The following is a 24,342-nucleotide window of genomic DNA, read 5'->3' as shown; positions in this document are numbered from 1 at the left end:
CGCATGGGACAACAATTGCTTAATCCTTTGATCTATCTGCTGGCTGCCGTGCTGGCTGTGCCGATTGCCAAGAAACTCGGGCTCGGTGCAGTACTTGGCTATTTGCTGGCCGGTATTGCCATCGGTCCCTGGGGACTACGCCTGATCAGTAACGTCGATGACATCCTCCAGTTTTCGGAATTTGGTATCGTATTGCTGCTATTTCTGATCGGGCTGGAGCTGGAACCACAACGTCTCTGGCAATTGCGTCGCCATATCTTTGGCTGGGGCAGCGCCCAGGTAGCGCTGGTCAGCGCAGGCCTGTGTGCCGCTGCGGTGGCAGTCGATATTGACTGGAGGGTCGCACTCATCGGCGCGCTCGGCATGTCACTATCTTCTACGGCCATTGCCCTGGCAACGCTGGGCGAACGCAAGCTCAATGCCACGCCAGCTGGCGCGGCTGGCTTTGCGATACTGCTATTTCAGGATATTGCTGCGATCCCGATGATGGCAGCAATCCCACTGCTGGGAGTCGCAGTGACAAAAGGGCACGGCCATGGCTGGGCACATACGGTACAGGTCATAGCCGTGATCCTGGCACTGGTGTTTGGCGGACGCTATCTGACTCGCCCCATCCTGCGCTACATCGCAAAGACCGACCTGCGCGAGATCTTCACTGCCTTCGCATTGCTGCTGGTCATTTCTACCTGCCTATTGATGCAATCGGTAGGAATGTCGATGGCACTCGGCACCTTTCTCGCCGGTGTAATGCTGGCAGATTCCGAATATCGGCATGCACTGGAAAGCGATCTGGAGCCGTTCAAGGGCTTGTTGCTCGGACTGTTTTTCATCGCCGTCGGCATGTCGGTGGATTTCGGTATTTTCATGCAACAACCGTGGCTCATTCTCGGACTGGTGCTCGGCTTTCTGACGATCAAGATTGCACTGCTGTACGGACTTGCCCGCTGCTTCCGGCTGCCACGCGATCAACAATTGTTCTTTGCCTTCCTCCTATCGCAGGGTGGTGAATTTGCCTTCGTGGTCTTTGGCGCAGCGGCAACTGCAAAGGTGCTAACACCAGAAGTGTCCTCCATTCTAGTCGTGGTGGTAGCGCTATCGATGGTAGTCACACCCATATTGCTACTTTTGCATGATCGTTTTTTATTACCGCGCCTGCAAGATACCAAGCGTCGTCCTGCCGACCATATCGATCCACATGATAACCCTGTGATCATCGCCGGCTTTGGACGTTTTGGACAAATCATCGGTCGTCTGCTGCATGCCAATGGTATTGGCATGACCGTCCTCGATCATGATCCGGATCAAATCGAAACACTGCGCAAGTTTGGTCTCAAGGTCTTCTATGGCGACGCCAGCCGGATCGACCTGCTGCGTACCGCCGGTGCTGAGAAAGCGACATTGCTCGTGATTGCGATTGACGATGTCGACACCAGTCTGAAAATGGTAGAGGAAGTACAACGGGCATTTCCACATCTGAAAATCGCCGCGCGTGCACGTAATGTCACCCATCTCTACGATCTGATGGACCGTGGTGTCACCATTCTCGAACGGGAAACCTTTGAAAGCGCGCTCGAGATGGGCAAGAAGGTATTGGGTGAACTGAATTTTGGTGCCTATCGTGCCCATCGCGCGGCAATGAAATTCCGCGCCCACAATATCGCCACCCTGGAGAAACTCTACCCTCACTACAAAGACCAGCAAACGCTGGTTTCGATGGCAGTGCAGGCACGTGAAGAGTTGATGGACATGTTTGCCAGCGATCAGGATGTCACCAGTCGCGAAGAAAAACATCACTGGGACTGAATAATACCTTTGGATAAAAAAAACCCGGCAGCACCTGACGTCAAGTCGCGGTACTGCCGGGTCTTCCTCAGCGCAGCTTACTCCAGATAAACGGGTACGAAGATTTTTTCATCGCCACGTTCAACCAGCAGCGCAACGTTCTTGCCCGCCTTGCTGACCAGATTGCGCAACTGCTCAACGCCGGTTACCGCGGTACCGTTAAGTGACAGAATCACATCGCCACTCTCGATCCCCGCTACTGCGGCCGGACCACTGACATCCTGTACCAGCAAGCCGCCACGCACACCGATTTGCTGCTGCTCATCCTTGTTCAGAGGACGCACCGCCAGACCAAGACGTCCCTGCGGTTCGGCATTGCCATTGGCGGCAGCTTCCTTGACCGGCTTCATTTCCCCGATCACCACACTGATCGTCTTGGCACTGCCATTGCGCATGATCTCCAGCTTTTGCGTGCTGCCCGGTGCGGCATCCGCCACGACGGTCGGCAAATCGACGGAGTGATCAATCGGCTGCCCGTTGAATGCCAAAATCACGTCACCTGCTTGTACGCCAGCTTTCTCGGCTGGACTATCCTTTTCCACCGAACTCACCAAGGCGCCTTCCGACTTCTTCAAACCAAAGGATTCCGCCAAGGCCTGATTGACCTCCTGCACCGACACACCAAGACGACCGCGAGTCACCTTGCCGTGGGCCAGCAACTGCTGTTGTACCTTCATCGCTACATCAATCGGAATCGCAAACGATAAGCCCTGATAGCCGCCAGTCTGTGTATAGATCTGCGAATTGATACCAACCACCTGGCCCTTCAGATTAAACAGAGGGCCACCCGAGTTTCCGGGATTGACCGCCACATCGGTCTGAATGAACGGAACGTAATTATCATCTGGCAGACTACGTGACTTGGCACTGACGATACCGGCAGTCGCTGTATTGTCAAAACCGTAGGGCGAACCAATCGCCAGCACTGGTTCACCGACCTTGAGCAGGCTTGAATTACCGATCTGTACCGTTGGCAAATCCTTGGCAGGAATACGGATCAGTGCGATATCACTTTGTTTGTCGATCCCCAGTACCTTAGCCTTGAATTCACGGCGGTCGGTCAGCTTGACGGTCACTTCCTGCGCACCGTCAACCACGTGCGCATTGGTCAGGATCAACCCATCTGCGCTGATGATGAAACCCGAGCCCAGACCATGCGTGATTTGAGGACCATGCGGCTGCTGAAATTGCTGGCCAAATTGCGGACCAAAGCGTTTGAAGAATTCATAGAAAGGATCATTGGAATCATTCTCCTCGGCCTGATCGGCGTTATCGCTACGACGGCTTGCCTTGCCAGTCACGCTGATGTTGACCACGGCTGGACCGGTCCGCTCAACGATGCCAGAGAAATCCGTCGGCGCCATCTGCGCGACATTCCCGGTGGGAGACACGGCAGCGGCACCTGCTGCGGGCGCACCAGAGAGCAACGGTGCGGCACTGGCAGTAGTGAAGTCCGAACCATGCAGATAGACATAACCACCGCCAAGCACGGCGGCCAGAGTCAGCGCAAGGGTATTACGCATAAGGACAACGCGGCGATTCATGGAACACTCCTATTAATGAATGAATCAAAAGACGATTGCTCAGACAATCAATCAAACAATCATTCGGGTACTTTTTTACCCGATGGAGTGCATCATAAAGCGCGAAAATTAAGACAAACTTAAGCCGTAAAAATCGTCAGGCAGCAGGAAATGTCACCGTTGCCAGCAAACCCTGACTGGTGTTGTCGAGATGTACAGTCGCCGTATGCAGGCTCGCAATCTGACGCACAATCGCCAAGCCCAGACCGCTTCCGGTAGCAGGCTGACTGGCGGCAGACGTGGCGCGGTAAAAGCGGTCGAATACGCGTTCGCGCTCCTGCTCGGGAATTCCCGGCCCACTGTCCTGAATCGTTACCTGTACCCCGTCTTCCGTGCGCTGCAAGGCAACATCCACAACGCCCCCTTTGGGGGTGTAATGCAGCGCATTGGACAAAAGGTTATTGAACAGGATACGCAAGGCGTCGGCATTGCCCTGGATCTCCATGGTGAGGTGATCCCCTGCATTCATGCCGAGATCGATCTCCTGCTCGGCGGCCAGCGGTGCCAACTCGGCCAGAACGCTTTGCAACAATGGTGCCAAGGCAATGCGGCCAAGCTCCTGCACGCCAGGCTCCTGGCGCGCCAAGGTCAATAGTTGATGGACTAAATGGGTCGCGCGCTCCAATCCATTTTTCAGATCAGCAAATGCACCTCGCCGCTCCGCCTCGTCAGTCGCCCGTTCTGCCAGTTGTGCCTGCAAGCGCAACGCTGTCAGTGGCGTACGTAGCTCATGCGCGGCATCCGCGACAAAGGCCCGTTGCGCCTGCATGGCATGCTGGAGTCGTGTCAGTAAATCGTTGAAGGCATGCGTCAGTGGCCGAATTTCCTGCGGCAGATGCTGGTCCGCAATCGGTGTCAGGGTATGCATGTCGCGCGACTGCACATCAGCCGCGGCACGCTGCACTGGCGCCAGCCCCCGACTGACCGCAATCCAGATCAATGCACCCAGTAACGGAAACGACAGCAGCAGCGGCATCACCGTCTTGATCGCCATCTGCGCAGCAACCTGCTTGCGGGCGCTTTGTGGCTGCGACACCTGCACTACGGTATTACCGATCTGCGCGCTATAGACACGCCACATGCCGCCCGGTCCCGGTACATCGACAAAGCCAAGTTCGGCTTGCTGTGGCATCACGCTGGTCGAGTGCGAGTGATAGATCACGGTACCGTTGCTGTTCCAGATTTGCATCATGATTTCGTCGTCCAGATCCGGCAGGTCACGGCCCGGCGCAATCGGTGCAAATGCCTGACGCGGCAACGAAGCCGCAATCTGGCGCATCTGGTAGTCGAAGATATCGTTAGCCTCTTCACGCGCCTGAAAGTACAGCACCAGACCCGCCAGAAAAATTCCTGCGCTCAAGCCCAGCGCCAGCCACAGCAATAATTGTCGACGAATGGAGTTCATTTGGGGACCAGATAACCAATGCCGCGTACGTTCTTGATAAAGTCACTGCCCAGCTTTTTGCGCAGAGCATGGATATGTACTTCGACGGCATTGCTCTCGACGCCGTCATCCCAGCCGTAGAGTTTTTCTTCCAGCTGGGCACGCGAGAGAACCACCCCGGGACGGTCCAGAAACGCATGCAGCAAGGTGAATTCGCGTGCCGACAAGTTGACCGGCTGCCCCGCCAGTGTTACTTCGTGGGTAGCAGGATTGAGGCAAACATCCCGCAACTGAATCACGCTATCGGCACGCCCCGACTGGCGCCGCAGCAAAGCCCGCATGCGCGCACCAAGCTCTTCCAGATCGTAGGGCTTGATCAGATAATCATCAGCGCCGGCATCCAGCCCGGCAACACGATCGGAGACGGCATCGCGCGCGGTCGCGATCAGTACCGGGATCTTGTCACCGCGTTGACGCAAGCTGCGCAGCACCTCCAGACCATTTTTTTGCGGCAGACCGAGGTCCAGCAACAGCAAGGCATACGTCTCGTGTTGCAGCGCAAGTTCAGCAGCCTTGCCATCCTGCACCCAGTCGACGGCAAAGCCATCCTGACGCAGCCCTTTGCGGACTGCCTCACCAACCATGACATCGTCTTCTACCAGCAGGACTCGCATGATGACCTTCTACAGGAAGCGTGCCACCAGAAAAATGACCACTGAAATCAGAATAGTCGACGCAAATGGCAACGAGAAAATACGTCCGAACAACTTGAAGCGCAAGTCACCCGGCAACCGGCCAATACCCAGTTTTTCCAGCCATGGCAGCAAACTGGAAAAGACAATGACGGCCAGAAAAATAACCAGTACCCAACGAATCATGATGTTTGTTCTCTCATGGTTGTTCTCTCATTAATGCTGTCAATGCCACGAATTTTATAGACGATGGGTGCGATCATGCGCCAACAGCCGCGCTGGCCAGTCAACGCCTTTGCCCACCACCAGCAGTTTGAACAACTCGCCCATTTCTGCCGGCGAAATCAGTTTTTGTACTGCATTGGCCTGTGGCAGATAGGCACGGCTTTGCTCTGGCGAAGTCCGCAACAGCACGTCACCGATACCGGCATTGAGCAAAAAGGCCGCCTGACTGGTATAGCCAAAGACCTCCAGTCCACCGGCAATCGCCGCCTGTGCCATGGCGGTGAAATCAACGTGTGCAGTAATGTCCTGCAAACCCGGCAGATAAAAAGGGTCCGCATGCGCATGATGTCGGTAATGACACATCAGTGTGCCTTGTGCACGTCCCGGGAAATAATATTCCCGCGCCGGAAAACCATAATCGAACAGCAAGGCCGCTGACTTGCCCGTGCTCAACATGGTTGCCAGCGATTGCATGAAGCCGCCAGCAATGGCATGCACTTCCGTCAGATACCCGGACGGCAAACTCTCTGCCTCAGGAATCTGCTGCGCAATCTGTTCCAGCAAGACTCCATCGGCATCCCGATCAACAAACGCAAAACTGCCCTCCGTCGTCAACCCGACACCACGTTCGGCCCAGCTCTCCGGGGTACGCACCACCAGCTGCAACGGCATCGCATCCAGTACCTCGTTGCCCAGCACCACGCCGGAGAAACGCGTCGGCAACTGATCCAGCCAGCGTACCTGCGGAAAGTCACGCAAGGTTTCCTGTTGTCGCGCACGCAACTGCGCCGATATTTCCACGATGCAATATTCATACGGTAATTGCCCGGCAGCGCGCAATTCGCTGAGCACATCCAAGGCCAGTTTGCCGGTTCCGGCACCAAACTCCATGACAGCAGCGTCGCATTGCGGAAACAATTCCAGTGCCAACCGGCCCAGCGTGGCACCAAAGAGCGGCGAAATTTCCGGCGCGGTTGTAAAATCTCCGTCTTTGCCCAATTTGGCTGCGCCGCCGCTGTAATAGCCTAGTCCCGGCGCATACAACGCCAGTTCCATGTAGCGAGCAAACGACATCCAGCCTGATTGCTGCCGAATCTCTTCGGCAATCAGCTGGGTCAGGGAACGGGACGCGTCCAGCGCGTCGGCAGAAGCTTGAGGTAATTGCAGTTGCATGGGGCGTATTGTATGTGAAACCGCCGCTGTGTTTTTCGATTACCGGGGTGAGCGCTATCTCGCGGCACCCGATTCCGACATGAAATGAAAGCCATGCATCCATCTCGACAACAAGTTGCCCTGGTCACCGGCGCAGCCAAGCGTATCGGCCGCATCATTGCGCTGGCGCTGGCGCGTGATGGTTGGGACATTGCCGTGCATTATGGCAAGTCGCGTACCGAAGCACTGCAGCTGGTGAAAGAAATCACCGCACTCGGACGACGTGCGATCGCACTGCAATGCGAGCTGGCCGATGAATCGGGTGTCAAATCCCTGATCGCACAAGCGGCGCAGTTGGGGCCGGTACGTTGCATAGTGAACAATGCTTCGCTGTTCGAACATGATCTGGCAGAAAATTTCTCCACAACATCACTAGACCGGCATATGCATGCCAATCTGGCAGCCCCTGTACTGCTGGCGCAGTCCCTGTTTGAAGCCACGCCAGCGGGTCAGCAGTCGGTAGTGGTGAACCTGCTGGACCAGAAGCTGTACAATCCCAATCCCGATTTTCTGTCCTACACGCTATCCAAGGCAGCCTTGCTGAGCGCCACCACCTTGCTGGCACAAGCGCTGGCGCCAAAAGTGCGGGTAGTCGGTGTCGCACCGGGCATTACCATGGTATCCGGCGATCAGACCCCGGATCAGTTCGAACAAGCCCATCAGGTTACACCGCTGGGCAAGAGCAGTACCCCAGATGATGTGGCCGCTGCGGTCTGCTTTGCAGCAACAGCAGCCGCCATGACCGGGACCACGATACTGGTCGATGGCGGCCAGCATCTGATACCGCTGCAACGCGATGTCATGTTCATCGCCAAATAAGCCAATCGCAGCAAGATTGTCTATGCATCAACACTCACTTTTTTGGAAATCATGTTCTCTCTTTCTCATCCTGAATTAAACGATTGCCGCCGCCTGTTCCTGCGCAACTACGAGGTGCTGATCAACATTGGCGTGCACGAATTCGAAAAGAAAGGTGAACAGCGCATCCTGATCAATGTCGATCTGTTCATTCCGCTGGCTGAGTCGACACCAAAAGATGACCTGCTGCAAGAAGTGGTGGACTATGACTTCATCCGCAGCACCATCGCAGCGCGCATGGCACAAGGCCATATCCATCTGCAGGAAACCTTATGCGATGATGTCGTCACCTCCATGCTGGCACATCCCAAGGTACGCGCAGTACGTGTCTCGACCGAAAAACCAGACGTCTACCCGGACTGTGATGCGGTTGGCGTGGAAGTCTTCCGCGTCAAGTCATTGTCTTAATTATCCAATTTATCAGATTGATCAGACGCCGCCTTGTCTGACCCACTATTGCAGGACTAGCCATGAATCAAGTGCTCGAACATGCCGCTCCGGCTGACGGCCAGCAGCAAACAGAACAGCAGCAGCTGACCCAGAAACAAGCCGAGAAAATCGCTTACGAAAACAACAAGCTGCACAAGCGCCTGTGCCGTCTGACCGGCCAGGCGATTGGCGACTACAACATGATCGAAGACGGCGACAAGATCATGGTCTGCCTATCCGGTGGCAAGGATAGCTACGCGCTGCTGGATATTCTGCTGACCCTGCGCGAACGGGCACCGATCCACTTTGACATCATCGCCGTCAATCTGGACCAGAAGCAGCCGAACTTCCCGGCCGACGTATTGCCTGCCTATCTTGAGAAGTTAGGAGTGGCTTATCACATCGAAAATCAGGATACCTACAGTATCGTCAAGCGCGTCGTACCAGAGGGAAAAACCACCTGTGCGCTTTGTTCACGTCTGCGGCGCGGGATTCTGTACCGGGTTGCCACCGAACTCGGCGCAACAAAAATTGCCCTTGGGCATCATCGCGACGACATACTGGAAACCTTCTTCCTGAACATGTTCTTCGGCGGCAAACTCAAGGGTATGCCACCCAAGCTGCAATCTGACGACGGCAAACAGATCGTGATTCGTCCCCTGGCCTACGTCAAGGAAGCCGATCTCACCCGCTATGCTGAAGTGAAGCAGTTCCCGATCATCCCCTGTGACCTCTGTGGCAGCCAGGAAAACCTGCAACGCAAGCAGATCAAGGGCCTCATGCGGGAATGGGAGAAGAAATATCCAGGCCGGGTGGACAACATCTTTGCCTCACTCTCCACCGCTGCACCCTCGCACTTGATGGACCGCAAACTGTTCGACTTTGCCAACCTCAAGGCCACCGGCGAAGCCGATGCCAATGGCGATATCGCGTTTGATGAAGAACCCTGCGCCACCGGTAGCGGCGAGACTGCCAATGTCATTTCCCTGTATCTGCAGGATTGATACCGGCTTCGCTGCAGCAAATCTAAAACTATTGTGCTGATCCACGCCATATTCATGTGGATTAGCCAATAAATACCCCCTTACTCCTCGCTTGAAGCCCCTCCACCGCATGATTTAATTTGTCTGTCAGCAGGTTTGCTGCCAATACGGGTAGCAATCGCTGACAGTACAACAAGATCATTAATGACGGCAGGACTGAGGCCAAATGCAATCAACCAAAACGCGAGACACACTGGTTGCATTGTGCGTCAGCCCTGTATCAAAGTCGTGACTGCAGCAGGGGGACTGAGGTAATGCCTCAGCAAGTAACGATGTGACGGAGACTGTGCATCCTCAGGGATGCCGCTCCGGTTGCACTCTCTGCACATGCCCGACACAGTCAACCTGGTGCATGAGGATGTTTGATGGCAGCACATTTCTGGCGTGACAAACGCGTTTTCATTACCGGCCACACCGGCTTCATCGGCAGCTGGCTGGCACTATGGCTACATCGTTGGGGTGCCGACGTGGTGGGTTACTCGCTGCCGGCGCCGACCAGCCCCAGCCTGTTCCATCTGGCACGTCTTAACAACAGCGTAGAGACCACCACCGGTGATGTACGCGACCTCAAGCATCTGACCGAGTCCCTGGCAGCGGCACAGCCCGACATCGTCTTCCATCTGGCAGCACAGCCGCTGGCGCGCGATGCCTTGCTGGCGCCGATCGATACCTTCTCCACCAACATCATGGGAACTGCCCATGTGCTGGAGGCGGTAAGACAGACGCCTAGCGTGCGTGCAGCCGTGATCGTTACCAGCGACAAATGCTATGAAAACCGCGAATGGCTATGGGGCTACCGGGAAGATGACCCAATGGGTGGGCACGACCCTTACAGCAGCAGCAAAGGTGCTGCCGAACTGGTTACTTCAGCCTACCGTCGCTCTTACTTTAGCAAGGATCCCGAGAACTGCGCTGCCGTCGCTACGGTGCGGGCAGGCAATGTCATCGGTGGCGGTGACTTTTCCAGCGACCGACTGATCCCCGACTTTATCCGGGCCCTGGAAAAAGAAGAACCGATCAAGATCCGCAATCCCCATGCCATCCGCCCTTGGCAGTTTGTGCTGGAGCCGATCTCGGGCTATCTGCAGGTCGCACAAAAGCTGTTTGAAGGCGGTCATGCCTACGCGACTGCCTGGAACTTCGGTCCGGCCGATACGGATCTGCAAACGGTTGCCCAGTTATGTGCCACCTTCAATCATGCGCTGCATCAGAACGATGTCGAACCGATCGAAGTCAGTCTGCAATCCGGCGTCACCACGCCGCCAGATGAAACCGCCTTCGTCCGTCTGGATATTTCCAAGGCCCGCCAGCGACTGAACTGGATCCCGCGCATGGAACTCTATACAGCGCTGGAACTAACTGCCACCTGGTATGCCGGCTACATCAACAACGAAGACTTGCGCAGCTTGAGCGAAAGCCAGATTGAGTTCTATCAGAGTCTGTCTTGATCCGGCGGCGCTCACTGACAACTGCAAGCGCAGCACTATGAATATTCTCGTCACCGGCGGTGCTGGTTATATCGGAACCCATACCTGCGTGGAATTGCTCAACGCCGGGCATCACGTTGTCGTGCTGGACAATTTCAGCAATAGCGTTCCTGCGGCCGTGGAACGCGTACAAACCATCACAGGGAAATCCCTGCAGCTGGTACGCGCAGATGTGCGCGACCGCGCCACGGTTGAGGCTACCCTGCGTGACTATCATTGCGATGCCGTTATCCATTTTGCGGGATTGAAGGCAGTCGGTGAGTCGGTAGCAAAGCCTCTGGAATACGTTGATAACAATGTGGTCGGCACACTGCGCCTGCTTCAAGCGATGCAGTCAGTGGGCCTGAAGACACTGATTTTCAGCTCTTCCGCCACGGTCTATGGCAATCCTCAGTATCTGCCCTTTGACGAACAACATCCACTCAGCGCCAGTAACCCTTATGGGCGCAGCAAGATCATGATCGAGGATATCTTGCGCGATTATTATGTTGCGCATCCTGACTGGCATATTGCACTACTGCGTTACTTCAACCCCGTAGGTGCGCATGAGAGTGGTCTGATCGGTGAAAACCCAAATGGTATTCCCAATAATCTGATGCCATTTCTGACGCAGGTCGCCATCGGTAAACGCGACGAGCTCCAAGTATGGGGCGGCGACTATGACACGCCCGATGGTACGTGTGTCAGGGACTTTATTCACGTTGTCGATCTGGCGGCCGGTCATCTGCATGCATTGACGTACCTGCAACAACCGCAATGCCGCGCTATCAACCTTGGCACCGGCAAGGGCCATAGCGTGCTGGAGGTCATCCACGCATTTGAACAGGCCTGCGGCAAGCCCCTTCGCTACAATATTTCCGCACGTCGCGCAGGCGATGTTCCTGCCTACTATGCCGATGTAACATTGGCAAATACCCTACTTGAATGGCGAGCGACGCGTTCGCTGGCAACCATGTGTGCAGATAGCTGGCGCTGGCAAAGTAACAACCCCGACGGTTTTCACCATTAATTCACTATTAATCCATCAGTAACTTACAGGCGATTGACTCATGATCTTTGTGACAGGCGGTGCTGGCTTCATCGGCAGCAATTTCATTCTCGATTTTCTGGCCGGGCAAAATGAGCCCGTGCTCAATATCGACAAGCTGACCTACGCCGGCAACCCCTATAACCTGAGCAGCCTGGATGGCGACGCACGCTACCATTTCGTCCAGGCAGACATCGCCGACCGAGAGACCATCAGCGCCCTGTTTGCCCGTCATACGCCACGTGCGATTGTGCACTTCGCAGCCGAAAGCCACGTTGACCGTTCCATCCACAGCCCGGGTGAATTCATCCATACCAATGTGAACGGCACCTTCAATTTGCTGGAAAATGCACGGCACTACTACGCTGGACTGCCCGTAGAAGAGCAGCAGCAGTTCCGTTTCCTGCATGTATCTACCGACGAAGTCTATGGCACGCTAGGCCCGCAGGATGCGCCCTTCAGCGAAACCACGGCATATGCCCCCAATAGTCCTTATTCGGCTTCCAAGGCAGCGTCAGATCATCTGGTACGAGCCTACCACCACACCTATGGTCTACCGACGCTGACCACCAATTGCTCCAACAATTATGGCCCCTATCACTTCCCGGAAAAGCTGATCCCACTCGTCATTCTCAATGCACTCGACGGTAAGCCACTACCGATCTATGGCGATGGTCAGCAAGTCAGAGACTGGCTCTTCGTCAGTGATCACTGCGCTGCCATCCGTCAGGTACTGGCAACCGGCAAACCGGGCGAAACCTACAACATCGGTGGCTGGAACGAAAAGACCAACCTCGACGTCGTACAGACCTTGTGCGACATCCTCGATCAACTCAAACCAAAACCAGCCGGCAGCTACCGCGATCAGATCCGCTTCATCGAAGACCGTCCCGGGCACGACCGCCGCTACGCCATCGATGCCCGCAAAATCGAACGTGAGCTGGGCTGGAAGCCACAGGAAACCTTCGACACCGGCATCGCCAAAACAGTCCGCTGGTACCTCGATCACCCGGACTGGGTTGCCGGTATTCGTTCAGGAAACTATCTACACTGGCTGGAACAACACTACGGAAAACAGGACGCGCCATGACGCAAACCACCGCTAGTACTGGCAGCACCGGCAGCCAGGATAGCCACGGTCGCAAGCGCCGCGGCATCATTCTCGCCGGTGGTTCCGGCACACGGCTTTATCCGGCGACCCAGGTCATCTCCAAGCAATTGATGGCGATCTACGACAAGCCGATGATCTACTACCCACTGACCAGCCTGATGCTGGCCGGGATACGCGAGATCCTGATCATCTCCACCCCACAGGACACACCGCGCTTTGCCGAGCTGCTTGGCGACGGTCAACAATGGGGCCTGCAATTGTCCTATGCCGTGCAACCATCACCGGATGGTCTGGCGCAAGCCTTCCTGATTGGTCGGAACTTCATCGACGGTGCCCCTTCGGCACTGGTACTCGGTGACAATATTTTTTATGGCCACGACTTTGAGCAGCAGTTACGCACCGCTGACACCAACACCGAAGGCGCCACTATCTTTGCCTATCACGTCAACGACCCGGAGCGTTACGGTGTGGTCGAGTTTGACGCGCAACACCGTGCCATCGACATTATCGAAAAGCCCCCGCAGCCCAAGTCAAACTACGCCGTCACCGGCCTCTATTTCTACGATCATCAGGCCTGCGACATCGCCGCCACGCTGCGCCCTTCTGCCCGAGGCGAACTGGAAATCACCGACCTCAACCGCAGCTACCTGCAACGTGATCAATTACAGGTCGAACTAATGGGACGTGGCATGGCCTGGCTGGATACCGGCACCCATGACTCACTCCTTGAAGCAAGTCAGTTCATTGCCACGATTGAAAAACGCCAGGGACTCAAGGTAGCCTGCCCTGAAGAAGTTGCCTACCGGCGTGGCTATATCGACGCGGCACAGTTAGAGAAGCTCGCCCAGCCGTTACGCAAAAACGCCTATGGCCAGTATCTGCTACAGCTACTTTCCTGATCCAATCGCCCACTTTTGAACAGCACCCATTCCCATGCGCGCCATTCCCACTTCCTTGCCCGGATTACTAATACTGGAACCTGTCGTCCATGGCGACGCTCGCGGCTATTTCTACGAAAGCTACAATGCCCGCGCATTTGAACAAGTGACTGGAGAAACACCGGTCTTTGTTCAAGACAATTGCTCGCTCAGTACACGTGGCGTACTGCGTGGCCTGCACTATCAGATCCAACATACGCAGGGAAAGATGATCCGAGTCAGCAGCGGTGAGATTCTCGATGTCGTACTCGATATCCGCCGTCAGTCACCGACCTTCGGTCGCTGGTTCAGCGTGCGCCTGTCCGAAGATAACCACCGCCACCTATGGATACCACCGGGCTTCGCACACGGCTTCGTGACCATCAGCGAAACCGCCCAGGTACATTACAAAACCACCGATTACTGGATGCGTGAACATGAACGCTGCATCCGCTGGAACGATCCCGCCATTGGCATCCACTGGGAATACGAAGGCGACAAGATCATCTCCGAGAAGGATCAGCAAGGCAGCCTGCTCGCCGATGCCGAGGTCTTCCCATGAAACTGCTTCTCACCGGCGCCACAGGTCAGCTCGGTCATGTGCTGAGTACACGCCTGCAAGTCTACGGTGAAGTGATTGCACCAGTTCGCAAGCAGCTGGACCTGGCAGACGGCACTGCCATTACGAGCTTGATCGACGCCGTACAGCCCGATCTGATCATCAACGCTGCCGCCTACACCGCCGTTGATCTGGCCGAAACCCAGGTCCATGCCGCCTATGCCATCAACGCCGCCGCACCCGCGATTCTGGCGCAACAGGCGCAGCGCCTGAATATCGGTCTGATCCACTTTTCCACCGACTACGTCTTTGACGGCAGCGGTAACACCCCAAAAGATGAGCAGGCCGAACCCAATCCGCTGAACGTGTATGGCCTGAGCAAGCTGGCCGGCGAACAGGCGATTGCACGTTATTGCGAACGTCACTGGATCTTCCGTACCAGCTGGGTCTACGGTACGCACGGTGGCAACTTCCTCAAAACCATCCTGCGTCTGGCACAGGAACGGGACAGCATGAATGTGGTTGCCGATCAGATCGGCGCACCAACCTCGACTGCCACGATTGCCGATGTCCTCCTGCACCTGCTGGAAAACAAGGAACAGGCAAGCTCAGCAGCGATACACGACCATATGGCAGCAACCCGCGGCATCTATCACCTGAGCGCACGCGGTGAAACATCATGGCATCACTATGCACAAACCATTGTTAAGTTGCTAAGTGCGCTGCAACTGCCGCACAAGCTGCAGCCTGGTGCCATCAACGCCGTACCAAGCAGCGCCTATCCCACTGCAGCCCAACGTCCACGCAATTCGCGCCTGTGTGTCGATAAACTGGAGCAGTGCTTCGGCGTACAACTGCCCACATGGGAAACGCCAGTGGCACAATGCATGGAACAACTGACCGGCAAGCAATTGCCTGCACCCTATGACACCGATATCGCGCCAGCGGAGCCGACATGAGTAGCGAAACCCGTATCGCCAATATTTTCCAGATCTATTACGACCAAGAGAGCCGAAACCGGGTCGACCCCGGCTTCCTGCCCCTGGACAACACCGCCAACGAACGCCCAGACTGGCGCGAATACTGGCCGATCCGCCAATTTCTGCTCAACAATGCACTCAATGGAGACGAGCTGTACGGCTTCTTCTCTCCGGTTTTTTATGGCAAGACACTGCTTGATTCGGGCAAGGTCCGCGACTTCATCGACAGCAATCCTGGCTACGATGTCTACAGCTTTTCGCCCTTCCGCCAGGACGCCACCTGCTACCTGAACATCATCGAGCACGGTAACCGCTACCACCCCGGCATGCTGCAACTGGTCGATGGCTTCCTGCGCGAGATCGGTGCCGAGATAGATTTCCACCATCTCGTGATGGATTTGCAGACCACCATTTTCTGCAATTACTTCGTCGCCACACCAGCCTTCTGGGACAAATGGTTCGCGCTTACCGAGCAACTGTTTGCCATCACCGAAGACCCTGCGCATCCACTAGGACGCGAGATCGATGCACTCACCGACTACCGCCAGAAGTCGCCGCTGAATATGAAGGTATTCATCGTTGAGCGAATCGCCTCGCTGATCCTGTCGCAAGACCCGTCGATCAACATCGCCCCTTACGACATCGAAAAAATGCCTTGGTCTGATGCCTCCTACAGCCCCTACTGGAACGAGATGATGACCCTCAACGCGCTCAAGATGGCCTACCAGCAAACCGGCAACCAGCGCTACCTCGACAACTTCTTTGCCCTGCGTATTCGCATCCTCAATGCCTGCGAACGCTACTTCCCGCAAAGCCCGTTGCAGCAGCGCCATTTCTTTTGATGTCCCGCCGCCATGACCCACAAAATTGACGACTCCAGCAGACCCATGACTTCTTTGCCACACTCCATGCTAACGGGACTGCGTGCGCTACTGCCCGCCCGTCTGCCGCGCGTTGTTGCCATCATCGCCGCTTTCAATGAAGAAGATGTGATCGGACAGGCGATTGGTGATCTGATCGAGAATGGTTGCGAAGTCTATCTGATGGATAACCGCTCAACCGACAACACCGTACAGATTGCCAGTCAGTGGCTCAATCGCGGCCTGTTGCACATCGAGAGCTTCCCCCCCGAAGCCCCAAACACGACCGCAGAACAGCTGGACAAGCAATTCCTCTCGCGCGAAATTCTGCTGCGCAAGGTCCAGCTGGCTAAAGAGCTTGGTGCAGACTGGATCATCAACACGGATGCCGACGAGCTACGCGAAGGCCCCTGGACCGACATGAGCCTGCGTGAAACCTTCGGACTGGTCGACGCACTAGGCTACAGTGCCGTCAACTTCAAGGTACTCAACTTCCGCCCGGTTGATGACAGCTTCAGTGCCGGTGATGACCTGCGTGAGCGCTTCGCGTACTTTGAGCCGGGCGAATGGGTCAATGCTCTGCAGATCCGGGCCTGGAAGCACACCGGCGCTGAGATCGACATCACTTCCAGCGGCGGCCACAATGCCGCCTTTGCGGATCAGCGCGTTTTCCCGGTACCGTTCCTGCTGCGTCACTACCCGATCCGCAACAGCGCCCACGGTCGTCGCAAAATCCTCAAGGAGCGCATGCCGCGATACACCCGGCAAGAACGCGACATCGGCTGGCACAACCATTACGATGCCATGGTAGAAGACCAGCATGCGTTTATCTGGGACCGTAGCCAACTGACCCGCTTTGACCCGGTCGCGGTGCGCGCCGAGCTACTGGGGCAAACATTCAACGCCTTCCTGCTTGCCGCCAGCGCCACCCGCACCAGCTTCTCCCGCCCCACTGATGAAGGCTGGATCATGCGCCATCTGGCGGAGCATCTTGGTATCCCGGAAGGGTTGGCTGTGCGCGAGCTCTATCAGGAAGCCTTCAACGAACTGCGCACCATGCTGGAGATTTTCCAGCGCGACAAAAGCGCCACCAATTGCCCGACACCCAAGTATCCCGAGGCCGTTGCAGCGATTGCCCGTGTGGAATGTGCCAAGGCCGACCTGAATGGCGACTACCGGCTCTCGTTCATGTGGCAAGCCATTGCCGACGAACTGCAACAACGTCAATTCGTCAACAGCAACGTCACCAGTAACACCGGCGATACCAGCCTGAATCCGGCCCAATTACTGGCGCAAGCTGCCGCACTGATTGACGACGGCGCCTTGCCAGCCGCCTACGAACTACTCATCTCCAGCGGCGATGCACTCGCCGCCGAACCTGTGTTTCTGTATCAGTTGGGGCGTATTGGTGTCTTGTCGGACATGCCGGAAGACGCCATCAACATCTTCGAAGAAGCTGCCAGGCTGGAACCACAACTCCTGCAAACCATCATCGGTTTCTATCAAGGCAGGCTCGGTCCGCAACAAGCCGCTGGCAGCACCGGCAATGCCATACCTGCCAGTCTGCAAGTCGCATCGCAAAGCCTGCAGACGTTCCTGCAACTGGCCTATCTGGCGCAAACCGGCAAACGTCCGCTACAGGCGCAAGAACTCTTTTATCAGGCAGCATTGCAGGCACCGGAGGTCATCCGGCCTATCCTGCAGTTCTACACCGACCTGCTGGCAGCAAACTGAACCCGCCCATTCCAACCAGGACGCATCGTGACCGCAAACAACTTCTTCCTCCCTGCCAGCTATCAGATCAACGCCCATGCACAACGCAGCAGCGATCTGCACAGCCAGAGTTCCGGTGATCCCTATGCGCTGGCGGTTACGCTGGCGCGCCAATATGAATGCCAATATGTCATCGCCATCGGTTGCGGCGATGCCGAGCAACTGCTGGCGCTACAGTCTGAACTGATCATCATCGGTCTGGAGTCGGGCGAGAAGCTGGCCCAATGTCGCCAGACCTATCCCCAGCTGCTGTGGATCGACATCAACCCCGATGCCCCCATCAGTGTCGATTTACCAGAGGTCATCCTCAACGACGCCTTGATCCTCAGCGTCAACCTGATCGAGCAACTGGCTGATCCCACGCATGTGCTGGCGTTACTGCACCAACTGCTGCAACAATCCAAGGTTGCCATTCTCACGACACCACAGCGGGCAGCAGGCGACCTGGGCCCACCGTCGCAGGCGAATCAGGTCAGGCTCTGGAACGACGACGAGCTACAGCACCTGCTGGCCAGCCTGAGCATGCGCGCGGCCCATTGTGGCCCGACTACCAGCCAGCAAAGCATTGTCGCCGTGGTACCGGGTCAAAGCCTGCATGCCGCCTCCATCCGCGACCTCGGCACCTTCAGCGCACTCTGGCTGCAAGCCTCGGCAGAACAGCGCGCCGCCTCCGCACAGCTGGAGCAACATCATCTGGATCTGGCGAAGCTACAGGCCGAAGTCAATCAGCGCGAAGCCAATGGCACCGTCACGGCGGCGCCCGTATCCCTGCTCGACAGCGCCATTGCCGACATCAATTCGGCCCGCTACGAAGAAGCCTTTGCCACGCTCGATAAAGCCCTTGCGCAAGAACCCGCAAACGCCGACATCATCTTCCAGATGGGACGTCTAGCCGCCATTTGCGACATGCACAACGATGCCCAGCAATTGTTTTATCAAGCCACGCTGCGCAACCCGGAACTGGTCAAGGATATTGTCAGCTTCTTCCAGCGTCAGGTGCAGAACGCACGCAACGGCACCTTGTAAAAGAAATAAAAAACGCGGCAGTGAAAATCTGCCGCGTCTCATCATCACTACTACTAACAACAACATCATCAAACTCAATAACCAAGTCGCTTGATTTCAGCCTCAGCAGCAACCCGATAAACCAACCGGTCAAAGGCATCCGTCCAGTCGTTGGTCAGATTACGCAACAACAGACTCTTGCCCGCCTTGGTGACTGCGCCACGCAAGCTCTCACTGGTCAGCAGCAATTGCAGATTGGTCGACAACATCTCGATATTGCCCACCGGATGCATCATCACATTACGTGCATGGCGAAAGCCGATATGCGCATAGGTCTCCAGATCCGACAGGCACACCGGCACTTCCAGCTCAAACGCCTCCCAGATCGTCAATGGCTGCGATTCGCTATAACTGGCCAGCACAAACGCATCGGCTGACGCCAGATAAGACAGCGTCTCCTCATTGGCCAGCTCCCCCAGCAAACGATAGCGCTCCGGGAAGGCATCGACCAGCTTGCGTGCAGCCTCTCCCAACTGCAGATACTTGCCAATGAAAACCACCTCAATCTCGCTACGCAACGCTGCCGGCATGGCATCAACCGCCATGATGGTGTCTTCCATCCGCTTGCGCGGCTCAATGGTACCGATACAGACAATGCGCTTCTTTTGCTTCGGCGCTGGCAGCAGATTGTCGTACTGATAAATGGCGTTATTCCAGAACGGCATCACATGCACCGTCGCCGGGCTGTCAAACAGAAAACTGCCATACACCTTGCGCTGATATTCCGTCTGAAACACGATATGCGATGCCTGCCGGAAACCCGGCGCCAACTGCGGGAAACGCAAAATCAGGTCGCGCCCGACCTCCGCCTCATGGATCCACCAGATCACCGGACACTTCGGCCCCGCCTCGGCCACCAGCGCACCCGCCATCAAGGTATTGGCCACAATCAGATCGACCGCATCAATGTTATGCACGATCGGAATCCCCAGTTCCTCAAACTTCTTGCGCACCTCCCCTTGACCATCGATACGCGGCATCACAATCACTTCATGTTGCAGCACCAAGCGCTCAGCCAGGCGCAACATGGCGGTGCTGGCACCGGTGGTATAAAACTCATCATTCAACAAAAGGATCTTCATGCACTACCTTCAAAAGCCGTCCTGATCAGGAGATAACCGGAGATAACGAGAAATGACAGAGCTGTCGGACGAATGACAAACCCCGGGAGCGTCACTATCTTAATCAAAAAATGTGCCAGCAAAGAGAAAAGAACACCAACAAATCAGCCTCAAATCCGCTCGGCCAACACCCCCCTGATACCCTCGCCAAGCCTTGCCCATGCTACACTGCAGCCTGATTTTACTGGCTGCCCCGGCACATTAACTGCCCTCAACATTACCGTCCTCATCGATCATGAACGTTGTCATCCTCGCCGCCGGCATGGGCAAACGTATGCAATCCGCACTGCCCAAAGTGCTTCACCCACTCGCCGGCAAGCCACTGCTGGCCCACGTTATCGACACCGCCCGCAGCCTGCAGCCAACGCAACTGTGCGTGGTCTACGGCCATGGCGGCGATGCTGTACCGTCCAGCTTTACCGCCAGCGACCTGAGCTTTGCCCTGCAACAACCGCAACTCGGCACCGGCCATGCGGTAGCGCAAGCCCTGCCACAGCTCGACGATAAGGTACCAACGCTCGTCCTCTACGGCGACGTCCCGCTCACCTCCAGCACCACACTGACGCGGCTGCTGGCCTGCGCCGGCAATGACAAGCTGGGCGTACTGACCGTCAACCTCGACGACCCCACCGGCTACGGCCGCATCGTGCGCGAGCAAGGCCGACTGGTACGCATCGTCGAGCAAAAGGATGCCAGCCCCGCCGAACTCACCATTCAGGAAATCAACACCGGTATCCTCGTCGCCCCTACCGCCAAGCTGCGCCAATGGCTGGCGGCGCTCTCCAACGACAACGCCCAAGGCGAGTATTACCTCACCGATATCGTGGCCGCCGCCGTGGCCGATGGCGTTGAAGTCGTCTCCGCCCAGCCCGATGATTTTGCTGAAACCGTCGGCGTCAACAGCAAGGCCCAACTGGCCGAGCTGGAACGCCTCTACCAACGCCGCATTGCCAACGCCTTGCTGGAACAGGGCGTGACCCTGCTCGACCCGGCGCGTCTGGATGTGCGCGGCAAGCTCGACTGCGGCAGAGATGTCAGCATCGACGTCAATTGCGTCTTTGAAGGCAACGTCACCATCGAAGACGGTGCCGTCATCGGTGCCCACTGCGTTATCCGCGATGCCCATATCGGCAAAGGCGTACAGATCAAACCCTTCAGCCATATCGACGGCGCGGTCGTCGGTGCCGGTTCCCTCATCGGCCCCTACGCACGGCTGCGACCCGGTGCCGAGCTGGGCGAAGACGTCCACATCGGCAACTTCGTCGAAGTCAAAAAATCCACCATCGCCGCCCGCAGCAAAGCCAACCATCTGGCCTACATTGGCGATGCCCGCATTGGCGCCGGCTGCAACATCGGCGCGGGTGTCATCACCTGCAACTACGACGGCGTCAACAAGTCGGAAACCGTGATCGAAGACGACGTCTTCGTCGGCAGCGACGTGCAGTTAATCGCCCCGATCACCGTCGGCAAAGGCGCCACCATCGGTGCCGGCACCACCCTCACCAAAAACGCCCCCGCCGATCAGCTCACCCTGTCACGCAGCAAGCAACTGTCGCTGGCAGGCTGGCAACGCCCGGTCAAGATCAAGAAATAAGCCCTCGATCCACCGCCGCATTCCAAGGAATGCACGCCATCACAGCAAGCATCACACCGCCACCCGGGTGTCGAACTTGCTGCGATGGATGCTGAAATAACTACGCACGTTCCGCACATTCTTGTGCCCCGCAAACAAGCGATGCGCCAGCGCATGGTAAGCCGGCATATCCGCCACCTGCACCATCAACACAAAGTCCGGCCCCGGCGACACCCGATAGCACTGCTGCACTGCAGGCTCATCCGCGACGAGCTGCTCAAACGCCACCTGCCGCTCATCGCCCTGCTGATCGAGCGTAATTTCCACAATCGCCGTCAATGCTGGCCCCAGCTTCTCCGCATCCAGCAAGGCCACCTGCCGCACGATAATGCCCGCCTCCACCAGCCGCCGTACCCGCCGCAAGCAAGTCGGTGCCGACGCATGCACCCGCTCCGCCAACTGATGATTGGTCTGCCCGGCATCCTCTTGCAACGCATTCAGGATGCGCCGGTCCAGCTCATCTAGCGCAACATCTTCCATCACTGCCCCCAATCATCAATAAACAAAATAAATAAAAAATAATCACAACTAAATGAAATAATATTTCACACACCATAGATGACGGAATTTTATTTCACTTATCTATCAATATAGCAATCTTATTTCACCAGCACTCACCTAAGATGACGCCATTGACTCTTCATTGAAAGGTTTGCCATGTGCGGTATCGTCGGCGCGGTTGCGCAACAAGATGTCACTCCCATCCTGCTCGAAGGCCTCAAGCGGCTCGAATATCGCGGCTACGACTCCTGCGGCGTCGCAGTCCACATGGACGGCAAACTGCAACGCTCGCGCAGCACCTCCCGCGTGGCTGAACTGCAAAAGCAGGTCGCCGAAGGACACCTCGCCGGCTTCACCGGCATTGCCCACACGCGCTGGGCAACCCACGGTGCACCCGCCACTCACAACGCCCACCCGCACTTCTCGCGTGACCGCATTGCCCTGGTCCACAACGGCATTATTGAAAACTACGAAGAACTGCGCCGCGAGCTGCAAGCCGCAGGCTATGTCTTTGAAAGCCAGACCGACACCGAAGTCATTGCCCACCTGGTCGACCACATGTACACCGGCGACCTGTTCGAGACCGTACAGCAAGCCGTGCGCCGTCTCACCGGCGCCTACGCGATTGCCGTCTTCTGCGTGGACGAACCACATCGCGTCGTCGCCGCCCGCCAAGGCTCACCGCTGATCCTCGGCGTGGGCGAAGGCCAGAACTTCGTCGCCTCCGACGCCATGGCCTTAGCCGGTACCACCAACCAGATCATCTACCTCGAAGAAGGCGACGTCGTCGACCTGCAACTGCAACGCTACTGGATCGTCGATTTCAACGGCAAGCCAGTGCAACGCGACGTCAAAACCGTCAACGCCTACAGTGGTGCGATTGAGCTCGGCCCCTACCAGCACTTCATGCAAAAGGAAATCTTCGAGCAACCACGCGCCATCGCCGACACCCTCGAAGGCATCGAGAACATCATGCCCGAGCTCTTTGGCGACCAGGCCCACGGCATCTTCAAGCAGGTTGACTCCATCCTCATTCTCGCCTGCGGCACCAGCTACTACTCCGGCCTCACCGCCCGCTACTGGCTGGAATCGATTGCTGGCATCCCCACCAATGTTGAAATCGCCAGCGAATACCGCTACCGCGACAGCGTGCCCAACCCACGCACCCTGGTCGTCACCATTTCGCAAAGTGGCGAAACCGCCGACACCCTTGCCGCCCTCAAGCATGCCCGCGCACAAGGCATGCAACACACGCTCACCATCTGCAACGTCGGCACCAGCGCCATGGTGCGCGAATCGGCACTGGCCTACATCACCCGCGCCGGGGTCGAAGTAGGCGTCGCCTCCACCAAAGCCTTCACGACCCAACTGGTCGCCCTGTTCCTGCTGACGCTGACCTTGGCACAAAGCCGAGGCCGCCTCACCGACGCCCAAGAGAGCGAACACCTCAAAGCCATGCGCCACCTGCCAGCCGCACTGCAAAGCGTGCTCGCGCTGGAACCCAGCATCGTCGCCTGGGCCGAAGCTTTCGCCCGCAAAGAGAACGCCCTCTTCCTCGGCCGTGGCCTGCACTACCCGATTGCGTTAGAAGGCGCACTCAAACTCAAGGAAATCACCTACATCCACGCCGAAGCCTATGCCGCCGGCGAACTCAAGCACGGCCCACTGGCCCTGGTGACGGAAGAAATGCCCGTCGTCACCGTTGCCCCCAACGATGCGCTGATTGAAAAGCTGAAATCCAACATGCAAGAAGTCCGCGCCCGTGGCGGCCAGCTGTATGTGTTTGCCGATGCCGGATCGAGCATTGCATCAAGTGAAGGCGTACATGTGATTCGCCTGCCGGAGCACTATGGCGTGCTGTCACCGATTCTGCATGTGGTGCCGTTGCAATTGCTGGCGTATCACACGGCGTTGGCACGGGGGACGGATGTGGATAAGCCGCGGAATTTGGCTAAGTCGGTTACGGTGGAGTGATTAACATGGGGCAGCACGACTACAAGTGTTCTTTCCAAATATAGCTTGAGACAACCGATCAAAGTC

Annotated in this window: 22 protein-coding genes; 15 read left to right on the top strand and 7 right to left on the bottom strand. The window is 56.7% G+C overall.

The window, feature by feature from the left end:
* Window positions 1–3: 3 nt before the first annotated feature.
* A complete protein-coding gene (gene kefC, locus FHW66_RS15695) occupies window positions 4–1,803 on the top strand; it encodes a glutathione-regulated potassium-efflux system protein KefC (RefSeq protein WP_183380758.1) in 1,800 nt (599 codons plus the stop codon).
* 77 nt (window positions 1,804–1,880) lie between these two features.
* Here the strand turns inward: kefC and FHW66_RS15690 are convergent, their stop codons facing one another.
* From FHW66_RS15690 to FHW66_RS15670, 5 genes are all read right to left on the bottom strand, one after another.
* Window positions 1,881–3,386 carry a DegQ family serine endoprotease gene (locus FHW66_RS15690; RefSeq protein ID WP_183380757.1) on the bottom strand — a complete coding sequence of 502 codons (1,506 nt, stop codon included), beginning with the start codon at window positions 3,384–3,386 and terminating at the stop codon, window positions 1,881–1,883.
* Window positions 3,387–3,522: 136 nt separating this feature from the next.
* The gene (locus tag FHW66_RS15685; protein WP_183380756.1) at window positions 3,523–4,830 is read right to left on the bottom strand and encodes an ATP-binding protein; all 1,308 of its coding nucleotides are present in this window, start codon (window positions 4,828–4,830) and stop codon (window positions 3,523–3,525) included.
* Complete coding sequence (locus FHW66_RS15680; RefSeq protein ID WP_183380755.1) at window positions 4,827–5,483, bottom strand: response regulator; 657 nt, start codon at window positions 5,481–5,483, stop codon at window positions 4,827–4,829. Before FHW66_RS15680 ends, FHW66_RS15685 begins: the two co-directional genes overlap by 4 nt.
* Before the next feature lie 9 nt (window positions 5,484–5,492).
* Window positions 5,493–5,687: a DUF2905 domain-containing protein gene (locus FHW66_RS15675; protein WP_183380754.1), complete on the bottom strand. Its 195-nt coding sequence runs from the start codon at window positions 5,685–5,687 to the stop codon at window positions 5,493–5,495.
* Between the two features lie 54 nt (window positions 5,688–5,741).
* A complete protein-coding gene (locus tag FHW66_RS15670) occupies window positions 5,742–6,899 on the bottom strand; it encodes a class I SAM-dependent methyltransferase (RefSeq protein ID WP_183380753.1) in 1,158 nt (385 codons plus the stop codon).
* 84 nt (window positions 6,900–6,983) lie between these two features.
* On the opposite strand from FHW66_RS15670, the gene FHW66_RS15665 reads away from it, so the two are divergent.
* From FHW66_RS15665 to FHW66_RS15610, 12 genes are all read left to right on the top strand, one after another.
* Window positions 6,984–7,757 carry an SDR family oxidoreductase gene (locus FHW66_RS15665; protein WP_183380752.1) on the top strand — a complete coding sequence of 258 codons (774 nt, stop codon included), beginning with the start codon at window positions 6,984–6,986 and terminating at the stop codon, window positions 7,755–7,757.
* A 51-nt stretch (window positions 7,758–7,808) separates the two neighbouring features.
* Window positions 7,809–8,204 carry a dihydroneopterin aldolase gene (locus FHW66_RS15660; protein WP_183380751.1) on the top strand — a complete coding sequence of 132 codons (396 nt, stop codon included), beginning with the start codon at window positions 7,809–7,811 and terminating at the stop codon, window positions 8,202–8,204.
* A gap of 62 nt (window positions 8,205–8,266) precedes the next feature.
* On the top strand, window positions 8,267–9,229 hold the full coding sequence (gene ttcA, locus FHW66_RS15655; RefSeq protein WP_183380750.1) for a tRNA 2-thiocytidine(32) synthetase TtcA: 963 nt from the start codon (window positions 8,267–8,269) through the stop codon (window positions 9,227–9,229).
* A 404-nt stretch (window positions 9,230–9,633) separates the two neighbouring features.
* Window positions 9,634–10,716, top strand: a complete 1,083-nt coding sequence (gene rfbG, locus FHW66_RS15650; RefSeq protein WP_183380749.1) for a CDP-glucose 4,6-dehydratase — start codon at window positions 9,634–9,636, stop codon at window positions 10,714–10,716.
* A 37-nt stretch (window positions 10,717–10,753) separates the two neighbouring features.
* Window positions 10,754–11,764, top strand: a complete 1,011-nt coding sequence (gene galE / locus FHW66_RS15645; protein WP_183380748.1) for a UDP-glucose 4-epimerase GalE — start codon at window positions 10,754–10,756, stop codon at window positions 11,762–11,764.
* Window positions 11,765–11,804: 40 nt separating this feature from the next.
* Complete coding sequence (gene rfbB / locus FHW66_RS15640; RefSeq protein ID WP_183380747.1) at window positions 11,805–12,872, top strand: dTDP-glucose 4,6-dehydratase; 1,068 nt, start codon at window positions 11,805–11,807, stop codon at window positions 12,870–12,872.
* On the top strand, window positions 12,869–13,792 hold the full coding sequence (rfbA, locus tag FHW66_RS15635; RefSeq protein WP_183380746.1) for a glucose-1-phosphate thymidylyltransferase RfbA: 924 nt from the start codon (window positions 12,869–12,871) through the stop codon (window positions 13,790–13,792). The genes rfbB and rfbA overlap by 4 nt, the downstream gene beginning before the upstream one ends.
* Before the next feature lie 34 nt (window positions 13,793–13,826).
* On the top strand, window positions 13,827–14,372 hold the full coding sequence (gene rfbC, locus FHW66_RS15630; RefSeq protein WP_183380745.1) for a dTDP-4-dehydrorhamnose 3,5-epimerase: 546 nt from the start codon (window positions 13,827–13,829) through the stop codon (window positions 14,370–14,372).
* Complete coding sequence (gene rfbD / locus FHW66_RS15625; protein ID WP_183380744.1) at window positions 14,369–15,328, top strand: dTDP-4-dehydrorhamnose reductase; 960 nt, start codon at window positions 14,369–14,371, stop codon at window positions 15,326–15,328. Before rfbC ends, rfbD begins: the two co-directional genes overlap by 4 nt.
* Window positions 15,325–16,191, top strand: coding sequence for a hypothetical protein (locus tag FHW66_RS15620; protein ID WP_183380743.1), 867 nt, complete (start codon window positions 15,325–15,327; stop codon window positions 16,189–16,191). The genes rfbD and FHW66_RS15620 overlap by 4 nt, the downstream gene beginning before the upstream one ends.
* A 45-nt stretch (window positions 16,192–16,236) precedes the next feature.
* A complete protein-coding gene (locus FHW66_RS15615) occupies window positions 16,237–17,943 on the top strand; it encodes a glycosyltransferase family A protein (protein WP_183380742.1) in 1,707 nt (568 codons plus the stop codon).
* 27 nt (window positions 17,944–17,970) lie between these two features.
* A complete protein-coding gene (locus FHW66_RS15610) occupies window positions 17,971–19,008 on the top strand; it encodes a hypothetical protein (protein WP_183380741.1) in 1,038 nt (345 codons plus the stop codon).
* A gap of 74 nt (window positions 19,009–19,082) precedes the next feature.
* Here the strand turns inward: FHW66_RS15610 and FHW66_RS15605 are convergent, their stop codons facing one another.
* Window positions 19,083–20,129, bottom strand: a complete 1,047-nt coding sequence (locus FHW66_RS15605; protein WP_183380740.1) for a glycosyltransferase family 4 protein — start codon at window positions 20,127–20,129, stop codon at window positions 19,083–19,085.
* A gap of 274 nt (window positions 20,130–20,403) precedes the next feature.
* On the opposite strand from FHW66_RS15605, the gene glmU reads away from it, so the two are divergent.
* Entirely contained in the window at window positions 20,404–21,762 is a 1,359-nt protein-coding gene (glmU, locus tag FHW66_RS15600) for a bifunctional UDP-N-acetylglucosamine diphosphorylase/glucosamine-1-phosphate N-acetyltransferase GlmU (protein ID WP_183380739.1), read from the top strand.
* A 51-nt stretch (window positions 21,763–21,813) separates the two neighbouring features.
* Here the strand turns inward: glmU and FHW66_RS15595 are convergent, their stop codons facing one another.
* A complete protein-coding gene (locus FHW66_RS15595) occupies window positions 21,814–22,281 on the bottom strand; it encodes an Lrp/AsnC family transcriptional regulator (RefSeq protein WP_183380738.1) in 468 nt (155 codons plus the stop codon).
* A gap of 177 nt (window positions 22,282–22,458) precedes the next feature.
* On the opposite strand from FHW66_RS15595, the gene glmS reads away from it, so the two are divergent.
* Entirely contained in the window at window positions 22,459–24,276 is a 1,818-nt protein-coding gene (glmS, locus tag FHW66_RS15590; protein ID WP_183380737.1) for a glutamine--fructose-6-phosphate transaminase (isomerizing), read from the top strand.
* Window positions 24,277–24,342 lie beyond the last annotated feature (66 nt).

The sequence above is a fragment of the Herbaspirillum sp. Sphag64 genome (assembly GCF_014192645.1).
GTDB lineage: Bacteria > Pseudomonadota > Gammaproteobacteria > Burkholderiales > Burkholderiaceae_D > Herbaspirillum.
Note: the sequence above shows the minus strand (reverse complement) of the source record. Positions and strands in the feature narration are given on the sequence as shown.

What these genes read in the sequence shown, in the direction of transcription:
- FHW66_RS15595 (WP_183380738.1), bottom strand. Translation starts at nt 22,281, where the DNA reads ATGGAAGATGTTGCGCTAGATGAGCTGGACCGGCGCATCCTGAATGCG.
- rfbC (WP_183380745.1), top strand. Translation starts at nt 13,827, where the DNA reads ATGCGCGCCATTCCCACTTCCTTGCCCGGATTACTAATACTGGAACCT.
- FHW66_RS15665 (WP_183380752.1), top strand. Translation starts at nt 6,984, where the DNA reads ATGAAAGCCATGCATCCATCTCGACAACAAGTTGCCCTGGTCACCGGC.
- FHW66_RS15680 (WP_183380755.1), bottom strand. Translation starts at nt 5,483, where the DNA reads ATGCGAGTCCTGCTGGTAGAAGACGATGTCATGGTTGGTGAGGCAGTC.
- galE (WP_183380748.1), top strand. Translation starts at nt 10,754, where the DNA reads ATGAATATTCTCGTCACCGGCGGTGCTGGTTATATCGGAACCCATACC.
- FHW66_RS15685 (WP_183380756.1), bottom strand. Translation starts at nt 4,830, where the DNA reads ATGAACTCCATTCGTCGACAATTATTGCTGTGGCTGGCGCTGGGCTTG.
- rfbD (WP_183380744.1), top strand. Translation starts at nt 14,369, where the DNA reads ATGAAACTGCTTCTCACCGGCGCCACAGGTCAGCTCGGTCATGTGCTG.
- rfbB (WP_183380747.1), top strand. Translation starts at nt 11,805, where the DNA reads ATGATCTTTGTGACAGGCGGTGCTGGCTTCATCGGCAGCAATTTCATT.
- rfbA (WP_183380746.1), top strand. Translation starts at nt 12,869, where the DNA reads ATGACGCAAACCACCGCTAGTACTGGCAGCACCGGCAGCCAGGATAGC.
- FHW66_RS15615 (WP_183380742.1), top strand. Translation starts at nt 16,237, where the DNA reads ATGACTTCTTTGCCACACTCCATGCTAACGGGACTGCGTGCGCTACTG.
- FHW66_RS15675 (WP_183380754.1), bottom strand. Translation starts at nt 5,687, where the DNA reads ATGATTCGTTGGGTACTGGTTATTTTTCTGGCCGTCATTGTCTTTTCC.
- ttcA (WP_183380750.1), top strand. Translation starts at nt 8,267, where the DNA reads ATGAATCAAGTGCTCGAACATGCCGCTCCGGCTGACGGCCAGCAGCAA.
- kefC (WP_183380758.1), top strand. Translation starts at nt 4, where the DNA reads ATGGGACAACAATTGCTTAATCCTTTGATCTATCTGCTGGCTGCCGTG.
- glmS (WP_183380737.1), top strand. Translation starts at nt 22,459, where the DNA reads ATGTGCGGTATCGTCGGCGCGGTTGCGCAACAAGATGTCACTCCCATC.
- FHW66_RS15670 (WP_183380753.1), bottom strand. Translation starts at nt 6,899, where the DNA reads ATGCAACTGCAATTACCTCAAGCTTCTGCCGACGCGCTGGACGCGTCC.
- glmU (WP_183380739.1), top strand. Translation starts at nt 20,404, where the DNA reads ATGAACGTTGTCATCCTCGCCGCCGGCATGGGCAAACGTATGCAATCC.
- FHW66_RS15605 (WP_183380740.1), bottom strand. Translation starts at nt 20,129, where the DNA reads ATGAAGATCCTTTTGTTGAATGATGAGTTTTATACCACCGGTGCCAGC.
- FHW66_RS15660 (WP_183380751.1), top strand. Translation starts at nt 7,809, where the DNA reads ATGTTCTCTCTTTCTCATCCTGAATTAAACGATTGCCGCCGCCTGTTC.
- FHW66_RS15690 (WP_183380757.1), bottom strand. Translation starts at nt 3,386, where the DNA reads ATGAATCGCCGCGTTGTCCTTATGCGTAATACCCTTGCGCTGACTCTG.
- rfbG (WP_183380749.1), top strand. Translation starts at nt 9,634, where the DNA reads ATGGCAGCACATTTCTGGCGTGACAAACGCGTTTTCATTACCGGCCAC.
- FHW66_RS15620 (WP_183380743.1), top strand. Translation starts at nt 15,325, where the DNA reads ATGAGTAGCGAAACCCGTATCGCCAATATTTTCCAGATCTATTACGAC.